The following is an 8,004-nucleotide window of genomic DNA, read 5'->3' on the forward strand; positions in this document are numbered from 1 at the left end:
ACCCCTGGTCGGCGCGCGCTAGACTGCGCTGCATGTCCGATTTTACCTCTGCCATTGCCGGGTTTGCGGCAGCACCCGTTTCGACATCTTCTGACGCGCGGGTTGTTACATCCTTGTCCGCACTCGATTGGATTGCCGTTGGACGGGCCGGGCGGAATGAGCCCGTTTCCAAGACCGTGCGCGATCTGGTGTTGGAGGAAGGGGGAACGGCCCAAGCTCATCTCTTTGGTGGTGGGTGCGTACCTTTGCGCGCGGCCGCTTTGGTCAATGGGACCGTTTCACATGCGTTGGATTACGACGATACACACTTTTCCCATATAGGGCATCCATCCGTTGCCGTATTGCCAGCCGCGCTGGCATTTAGCGAGTGGGACGACCGGATACTGGTGGATTTTCTGGAAGCATCGCTTGTTGGGATGGAGGTCTCAATTCGCGTGGGTCTGTGGCTGGGGCGTGACCACTACCAAGCCGGATTTCATCAAACGGCTACGGCAGGTGCGTTCGGCTCGGCCATAGCGGCGGGCCGGCTTCTGGGTTTCGATGCCGAGCAAATGCGCAAGGTTCTGGGTTTGACGGCGACGCGCGCTGCGGGGTTAAAAGCGCAGTTCGGGACAATGGGCAAGCCTTACAACGCGGGGCTTGCTGCGAGCGCTGGTGTCGAAACCGCTTTGCTTGTTTCCAAAGGGTTCGAGCCAAGCGCGAACGCGATGGAAGGGCCATTTGGCTTCGGCGCGACGCATAATGGGCAGGATGATACAAGCGCTGCATTGCAGGGGCTTGGCGATGAGTGGTTGTTTGAAGCCGTCAGCCACAAGTTCCACGCGTGCTGCCACGGCCTTCACGCGGCACTTGAGGCCGCGTTGGAACTGGATATCGCGGAACCCGAAGTTGCAGAGATCAAGATCAAAACCCATCCACGTTGGATGAGCGTATGCAACCAAATGTCGCCGACCACCGGATTGGGTGCCAAGTTCTCGTACCGAACCGTTATCGCAATGCAGGCGCTTGGTTATGATACGGCTTTACCAAGCAGCTATTCCGAAAAGGTTTGTAGCGACGGTCGTCTGCTGTCTCTGCGCGAGCGCATATCGGTCGAAGCTGATGACAGCTTGTCCGAGACCCAAGCCCATCTGACACTGCTGCGCCGGGACGGAGCACGGAAAGAGGCCGACTACGACCTGCTAGCCCCCATGACGTTGGCAGATCGCGAAGAAAGGGTCCGCAAAAAGGCGGCCAAACTGATTGGTGGCGATGATACGGACGCTATCTGGTCCATGCTGCGAACCGGAGGTCGCGCCCGCGATCTGGCGGCTTTGCTGGCGGGTTAAACGACGCGCCAATGTAAAGGGAAGCCGGGATCGAAAACCGTAACCGGTCCGTCACCAGATTCGATCTTGTCCGGATAAGAGACGGGATCGCCTTTTGTCAGTGTGATCGTTTCGCCATTCACCGGTAGCCCATAGAAGGCTGGCCCATTCAACGAGACGAACCCTTCCAATTTATCCAAAGCGCCTGCGCGATCGAACATTTCAGCCACAAGCGACATTGTGTTTGTCGCGGTAAAGCACCCGGCGCAGCCGCAGGCCATCTCTTTGTTGGCGTCTGTGTGCGGGGCGCTGTCAGTGCCAAGGAAGAACTGCTTATCGCCGGATGTCGCAGCGGCCAACAGCGCCAAACGGTGTTCCTCGCGTTTGGCGACGGGTAAGCAGTAATAATGCGGTTTGATGCCGCCAACCAGAATGTGGTTGCGGTTGATGATCAAATGGTGCGCGGTGATGGTCGCGCCAAGGTCGGTTTCATTGGCCTTGACGTATTCCACACCGTTCGAGGTCGTAATGTGCTCCATCACCACGCGCAGACCCGGGGTCGTCTTGCGGATCGGGTCCAGAACGCGGTCGATAAACACAGCCTCGCGGTCGAAGATGTCTATGTCGGAATCGGTAACCTCGCCATGCACACACATTGGCAATCCAATTTCGGCCATCTTTTCGAGGACAGGCCGCACCTTGTCAAAATCCCGCACTCCCGAGGCAGAGTTGGTCGTTGCACCAGCCGGGTACAGTTTGACCGCCTTGATCAATCCGCTTGCATGGGCTGCGGCGACATCTTCGGCATCGGTGTCTTCGGTCAGATACAGGGTCATAAGGGGCTCAAAGGTCATGCCTTCGGGCAGGGCTGACATAATGCGATCGCGATACGCGGCGGCCTGATCACCACGCACCACAGGCGGCACAAGGTTGGGCATGATGATTGCGCGGGCAAAGTGGCGCGCAGTTTCGGGCAGGACGGCCTGCAACATCGCGCCATCGCGCAGGTGCAGGTGCCAGTCGTCGGGGCGGCGGATCGTGATGCTATCGGTCATGCTGCTCCGGCTAGCACAGAGGGGACGCCCGTAAAAGGCCTTGTCAACACGTCGGAACGTCGTAGGTCTGGAAAAGACCACGGCCTTGACGTGCGCACGCGGCCATGACCTGTTGTGGCAAGGGAGAATATCATGACGCAGCCAAATTCCATCGACGCGGTTCAAACCATGCTGGGCGAGCAAGGCTATGTGTGCGGGCGCGCCCTTGCGACGGTGGTTTTCCTGTCGTTGAAACTGGGACGTCCGCTGTTTCTGGAGGGTGAGGCTGGCGTCGGTAAGACAGAGATCGCCAAGGCGCTTGCTGCTGGTCTGAATCGTCGATTGATCCGGCTTCAGTGTTATGAGGGTCTGGACGCGTCATCAGCAGTCTATGAATGGAACTTTCCGGCGCAGATGGTTGCGATCCGTACCGCAGAAGCATCAGGTGGCGCGGATCGTGGCGCGCTGCAAACGGAACTGTTCTCGGACGACTACCTGATCGAGCGTCCGCTTTTGCAGGCCATGCGTCCGGACGAGCAGGGCGCACCGGTTTTGTTGATCGATGAGCTTGACCGAACGGATGAACCGTTTGAAGCCTTCTTGCTGGAAGCACTCAGCGATTTTCAGGTGACGATACCCGAGCTTGGAACAGTCGTCGCTCCGGAAGCTCCGATTGTGATCGTCACCTCGAACCGGACGCGCGAAGTTCACGATGCGCTCAAGCGTCGGTGTCTGTATCACTGGGTGGATTATCCCGACTTTGAGCGCGAGATTGAAATTCTGCATGCCCGTGCACCAGAAGCAGCTGAGGCGCTGAGCCGTGAGGTTGTCGCCTTTGTTCAGCACCTTCGTACCGAAGATCTTTTCAAAAAGCCCGGCGTGGCAGAAACAATCGACTGGGCCAAGTGTCTGCTTGCACTGGACGTGATTAACCTTAGCCCTGAGGTGATCGGGGATACTTTGGGCGCGATCCTCAAATACCAGGACGATATCCAAAAATTGCAAGGCTCCGAGGCGAAACGGATACTGGATGAGGCGAAAGCCACTCTTGAACCGGCCTGATGTTTTCTCTGGTTGAACATTCTGCGGAGGATTGAGGGCTATACCCCCATAAGCGTTGATGGCTGAACAACTTCCCCTCGACATACCCGATAACCCGAAGCTGGCGCAGAACATCACGCATTTTGCACGCGCGCTGCGCAAAGCGGGTTTGCCGATCGGAACAGGGCGTGTGGTTGATGCAATCCGCGCGGTTCAGGCCGCCGGGTTTTCGGAAAAGCGGGACTTCTACTGGACGCTTCACGCGTGTTTCGTGAACCGTCCGGAACACCGCACCGTCTTTGCGCAAGTGTTTCGCATGTATTGGCGTGACCCACGGTATATGGAGCACATGATGTCCATGATGCTGCCTGCCATTCGTGGTGTGCAGGAGGAGCGTAAGGCTGATGCCGCCGAAAAGCGGGCGGCTGAGGCGTTGTTGGATGGCGTCGAACAGGACCTGCCCGAGACTGCCGAGACCGAGGAAGAGACAGAGCTTGAGATCGACGCATCTCAAACCGCATCGTCCGAAGAACGCCTGCGCAGCCTTGACTTCGAGCAGATGAGCACCGCGGAAATCGCGCAAGCGAAACGTATCCTTGCCCGGATGGCGTTGCCTGTGAAACCCATTGAATCGCGGCGTGGTCAGGCCAGCCATCTTGGTCACCGCATCGATCGCGCCGGGACTTTGCGGGCTGCCATGCGTCAAGGCGGCGAGATGCATGAAATTGCCCGGTTGAAGCCCAAGCAGCGTTGGCCGAACCTTGTCGTGCTGTGCGATATTTCTGGGTCGATGAGCCAGTACAGCCGGATCATCCTGCATTTCCTGCACACGGTATCGAACGCCAAGGGCGCAGGCTGGGCCAAGGTGCATGCGTTTACGTTCGGAACGCGGCTGACAAATATCACCCGCCATCTGCAACAGCGCGATGTCGATGCCGCGCTGGCCGCCGCCGGCGCCGAGGCACAAGACTGGGAAGGCGGCACACGGATTGGTGAGTGCCTGCACGCCTTCAACCGGGATTGGTCACGGCGGGTTATGGGGCAGGGTGCCGTCGTACTTTTGATCTCGGATGGATTGGACCGCGGCGCGCCCGAGGCGTTGGGAAAAGAGATGGAGCGCCTGCATTTGTCAGCGCGCCGTTTGATCTGGCTTAACCCTCTCCTCCGGTGGGATGGTTTCGCCCCCAAAGCGCAAGGTGTGGCTGCGATGTTGCCTTATGTCGACAGTTTCCGTGCCGGGCATTCGATTTCGTCGCTCGAAGATTTGGCAACTGTGATCTCCAAGCAAGACGATGTCGGTGAGAAAGCGCGGTTGTTATCCGCGCTTTCCGGCTAACCGTCAGCTCAGTTGTTCCTGATTGCACTTGCGGGCCATTTCCATGGCTTTGAATGTGCCGGTCAGATCAACGGTGAACGCAAATTCCTTTTCAGGAAACACGATCATTACTTCTTTCTTGGCAATGTCTTCGGCAAATTGAGGGTCGTCTGACAGGACATAACCGCCGGAATACCCTTTGGTAATATTGCCCTTCATGCCCGTCGCTTCGCCGATATAAATGTTGTCACCCAACAGGATGGCAACGGCCTCTTTATCGCCCCGTTTGATATCGGTCTTTGCTTTGGTGAATACGCCAACATAGCCAACACCGCGATCTTCGGTGAGGCCCATCTGCACAACGTTTTCCGAGTCGTCCACGGCCTCGATCAGGCAGGATTTCTTGTCCTGGTCGATAAAGACCTTCCACCCTTCCACTTCGCCGTAACGCAAGAAAGTATCAGCCGTAGCTGCGGTAGACGCCAACAAGCCAAGGGCCACTCCAAGTGTTAAAATGCGTTTCAACTCTCTGTCTCCATTGAAAAAAATGATGGGGCATACTGGTACGTCCCAGTTGCTTGTCTAAGGTAGAATCTGACATCTCGACAATCAATAATTTGCATATGTTGACTTAATCTGGGCTCTTTTATGCCGATCACGTGCGCAGATAGATCAGCTTTAGAAAGTGCGCTGAACATATTGGTCTTTAGGCTGACTTTTCATTGCGCCAAACCTCCCTATGTTGGATCAGAACACGCCGGGAGGGTGCAATGGACAGATTCGACAACAGCCCTGAGACGGCTTTGCGCTGGGTGAAAGACGGGCGAAAGGCTGCGCTTGCAACAGTTGTGGAAACCTGGGGCAGTGCACCGCGCCGCGTGGGCGCGCAACTGGTCATAGGCGGAGACGGCCGGATCGAAGGCTCGGTTTCTGGTGGCTGTGTCGAAGGTGCCGTGATCGTAGAAGCCCTTGAAGCGATCGAAGAGGGCGAGGCCCGTTTGCTTGAGTTCGGTGTGAGTGACGAAGACGCATTTGCCGTAGGCCTCGCGTGTGGCGGAAAGATACGGGTGTTGGTCGAGCCGATTGGCAGCGTCATGCCCGAACCGATGCTGCAAGAACTGGTCGAAGCCCGCGCAAACCGCGAGCCGCTGGTTTACGAGGTCAACGTTGAATCGGGACGACGGGCTTTGCGCCGCGATGCACATCTGGATCGCTTGCGGATGGACCGGTCGGGCTTCGAAGAGGATGGCAAGACGTTTGTGGCCGTCCACAACCCGCCACTGCGCTTGATTGTTGTCGGGGCCGTTCACATTACACAAGCTCTGGTGCCGATGGCGCGCATTGCCGGATATGATCCTGCGATCATCGATCCTAGGGACGCATTCGCGTCCGACGCCCGTTTTCCGGGCGAAACTATCCTGACCGATTGGCCAGATGAGGCCGTTGCTAAGCTTGGTCTTGATGCGCGTACGGCCGTGGTGCTGCTGACCCACGATCCAAAACTGGATGATCCTGCACTTGAATCCGCCCTTCAAGCGGGCGTTTTCTACATCGGTGCGCTGGGTTCCACCCGGACACATGCAAAACGCGTGGCTCGAATGACTGAGGCGGGTTTTACCCAAGAGCAGATCGCGTGTATTCACGGCCCCATAGGCCTGGATATTGGCGCTGCAGATCCATCGGAAATCGCCGTTGCTATTCTTGCCCAGATGACAGCCGTGCTACGGGGAAAAGCGTGAAATTCGGATCCATTCCCATTGAAAAAGCGCAGGGAGCCATTCTTGCGCATTCCGTGCAGGTCGATGACAAAAAACTTCGCAAGGGAATTGTTCTAACCGCCGAACACCAGAACCAGTTGATTGGGGCCGGGCATACCTCGGTCATCGCTGCCCGGTTGGAGCCGGGTGATTGTCATGAAGATGAAGCCGCGCAGATGCTGGCAGCTGCTCTCGCACCCGATCCTTCGGCTGCGGGGCTGCGTGTCACGCAACCCTTTACCGGTCGGGTCAATCTATTGGCGGACGGGCCGGGTGTGGTTGTTCTGAATGTCGAGGCGCTTGAAGACTTTAATCAGGTCAATCCAATGATTACCGTCGCAACAGTCCCACAGCACCAGCAAATGAGTGCGGGCGGGATGGTTGCGACGATCAAGGTCATTTCATACGCGGTCCCGGCAGAAGATGTAGCACGTGCATCACAGCTTGCGCAGGCATCAATTCGGTTGGCGTCGCCGGTCCACGAAACGGCGGGTTTGGTTGTCACGGATATTCCCGGCGGGCCGTCAAATGAAAAAGGCATCGCGGCCATTCGGGGCCGTGTAGAGGCACTGGGCATGTCGCTGAAAGATGTCTGCATCGTTCCGCATGAAACGGGTCAGCTGGCCAAAGCCGTGTCAGAAAACACAGGGGACATTGTCATGATCCTGACCGGGTCAGCCACATCCGATGTCTCTGACGTTGCGCCCGAAGCCGTTCGCAGGGCTGGTGGTCAGGTGGATAGATTCGGAATGCCAGTTGATCCGGGCAATCTATTGTTCCTTGGCTCTATTGGTGCTCGACCCGTCATTGGGCTGCCGGGCTGTGCGCGTTCTCCCGCCCTGAACGGGGCGGATTGGGTGTTGTCGCGCGTGGCCTGCGGCGTTGAAACTTTGGGGCGCGATATCGCCGGTATGGGCGTTGGTGGCTTGCTGAAAGAGATCCCAACAAGACCGCAACCCCGGTCACAGCGCAAGCGCTAGACAGTTCGCGGTACCAGGAAAAGCCCCCGGCTTTGCTGAGTTTTCTGTTCTCAAATGAAAACCCCCGTGTTTAACTCGGCTCAAGGGAAAACACGAAAAGGGAGGATTTCATGGCACAGGTCTCGATGACTGTGAACGGCGTAGCTGTGAGCGGTGAAGTTGAGGGTCGGACGTTATTGTCTGGATTTTTGCGTGATCATTTAAGTTTGACGGGGACGCATGTTGGGTGTGACACGGCGCAATGTGGTGCGTGTGTTGTGCATGTGAACGGCGAGGCTGTGAAGTCGTGCAACATGTTGGCGCTTGAGGCGGATGGTGCGGATGTTGGCACGATTGAGGGTCAGGCGAATGCGGATGGGTCTCTGAACGTGATCCAGCAGGCGTTTCAGGATCATCACGGTCTTCAGTGCGGTTTCTGCACGCCGGGCATGGTGATGAGTGCGGCGGCGCTGTTGAAAGAGAACCCGCGCCCGACGGAAGGAGAGATCCGGCATTATCTGGAAGGCAACCTGTGCCGGTGCACGGGCTATCATAACATCGTCAAGGCGATCATGGCCGCATCGGGTCAGG

Annotated in this window: 8 protein-coding genes; 6 read left to right on the forward strand and 2 right to left on the reverse strand. The window is 57.3% G+C overall.

Annotation, left to right across the window (positions count from 1 at the left end):
• Positions 1–32 precede the first annotated feature (32 nt).
• On the forward strand, positions 33–1,328 hold the full coding sequence (locus ACR0BD_RS11805) for an MmgE/PrpD family protein (RefSeq protein ID WP_480830636.1): 1,296 nt from the start codon (positions 33–35) through the stop codon (positions 1,326–1,328).
• Here the strand turns inward: ACR0BD_RS11805 and pyrC are convergent.
• Positions 1,325–2,362: a dihydroorotase gene (gene pyrC, locus ACR0BD_RS11810; RefSeq protein ID WP_480830638.1), complete on the reverse strand. Its 1,038-nt coding sequence runs from the start codon at positions 2,360–2,362 to the stop codon at positions 1,325–1,327. The genes ACR0BD_RS11805 and pyrC overlap by 4 nt on opposite strands.
• 132 nt (positions 2,363–2,494) lie before the next feature.
• Between pyrC and ACR0BD_RS11815 the strand changes: the two genes are divergently transcribed.
• Complete coding sequence (locus ACR0BD_RS11815) at positions 2,495–3,403, forward strand: AAA family ATPase (protein WP_480830640.1); 909 nt, start codon at positions 2,495–2,497, stop codon at positions 3,401–3,403.
• A gap of 58 nt (positions 3,404–3,461) precedes the next feature.
• A complete protein-coding gene (locus ACR0BD_RS11820; protein ID WP_480830642.1) occupies positions 3,462–4,718 on the forward strand; it encodes a vWA domain-containing protein in 1,257 nt (418 codons plus the stop codon).
• A gap of 3 nt (positions 4,719–4,721) precedes the next feature.
• On the opposite strand, the gene ACR0BD_RS11825 is transcribed toward ACR0BD_RS11820, so the two are convergent.
• On the reverse strand, positions 4,722–5,222 hold the full coding sequence (locus ACR0BD_RS11825; RefSeq protein WP_480830644.1) for a hypothetical protein: 501 nt from the start codon (positions 5,220–5,222) through the stop codon (positions 4,722–4,724).
• Positions 5,223–5,467: 245 nt separating this feature from the next.
• Here ACR0BD_RS11825 and ACR0BD_RS11830 point away from each other — a divergent pair, with 245 nt between their 5' ends.
• The 3 genes from ACR0BD_RS11830 to ACR0BD_RS11840 all read left to right on the forward strand — a co-directional run.
• Entirely contained in the window at positions 5,468–6,436 is a 969-nt protein-coding gene (locus tag ACR0BD_RS11830) for an XdhC family protein (RefSeq protein ID WP_480830646.1), read from the forward strand.
• Positions 6,433–7,434, forward strand: a complete 1,002-nt coding sequence (locus ACR0BD_RS11835) for a molybdopterin-binding protein (protein ID WP_480830648.1) — start codon at positions 6,433–6,435, stop codon at positions 7,432–7,434. The genes ACR0BD_RS11830 and ACR0BD_RS11835 overlap by 4 nt, the downstream gene beginning before the upstream one ends.
• A gap of 110 nt (positions 7,435–7,544) precedes the next feature.
• A partial coding sequence (locus tag ACR0BD_RS11840) for a (2Fe-2S)-binding protein (RefSeq protein ID WP_480830649.1) occupies positions 7,545–8,004 on the forward strand: 460 nt, incomplete at its 3' end.

It is taken from the genome of Ruegeria sp. G5 (genome assembly GCF_056533365.1).

Excerpts from the sequence above, each read along its gene's own strand:
- ACR0BD_RS11805 (WP_480830636.1), top strand. The coding sequence starts at position 33 with ATGTCCGATTTTACCTCTGCCATTGCCGGGTTTGCGGCAGCACCCGTT.
- pyrC (WP_480830638.1), bottom strand. The coding sequence starts at position 2,362 with ATGACCGATAGCATCACGATCCGCCGCCCCGACGACTGGCACCTGCAC.
- ACR0BD_RS11815 (WP_480830640.1), top strand. The coding sequence starts at position 2,495 with ATGACGCAGCCAAATTCCATCGACGCGGTTCAAACCATGCTGGGCGAG.
- ACR0BD_RS11820 (WP_480830642.1), top strand. The coding sequence starts at position 3,462 with ATGGCTGAACAACTTCCCCTCGACATACCCGATAACCCGAAGCTGGCG.
- ACR0BD_RS11830 (WP_480830646.1), top strand. The coding sequence starts at position 5,468 with ATGGACAGATTCGACAACAGCCCTGAGACGGCTTTGCGCTGGGTGAAA.